The sequence below is a fragment of the Pseudomonas sp. K5002 genome (assembly GCF_013386655.1).
Classification (GTDB): Bacteria; Pseudomonadota; Gammaproteobacteria; order Pseudomonadales; family Pseudomonadaceae; genus Aquipseudomonas.
The window spans coordinates 1-337 of the sequence record NZ_JACARK010001446.1; the positions used below are offsets into that span (position 1 = coordinate 1).

Annotated in this window: 1 protein-coding gene; it reads left to right on the plus strand. The window is 65.9% G+C overall.

Annotated features, from left to right (window positions below):
- A partial coding sequence (locus HX846_RS37090; protein ID WP_178967447.1) for a FecR family protein occupies nucleotides 1-337 on the plus strand: 337 nt, incomplete at both ends.

The window sequence follows — 337 nt, forward strand, 5'->3', positions numbered from 1 at the left end:
TGGCGTATCGGCAGGTGCCGTGGCAGCAGTGGACCGCCGACCAGCACACGGCCATCGGCGAACAAAGGAACCTCACCTTGCCCGACGGCACACGCTTGCTGATCAACACCGGCAGCTCGCTGAATATCGCGTTCTCCGAGCAGGTGCGGCGTATCGAGTTGCTCAAGGGCGAAGTGCTGATCACCACCGCCAAGGATTCGGCCCATCGCCCGTTCATCGTCCAGACCCGCCACGGTACCGCCAGGGCCTTGGGCACCCGATTCAGCGTGCGGGTGGGTGAGCAGGCAAGCCGAGTGGCCGTGACCGAAGGCGCGGTGGAGTTGCTGGCGGCGCATGC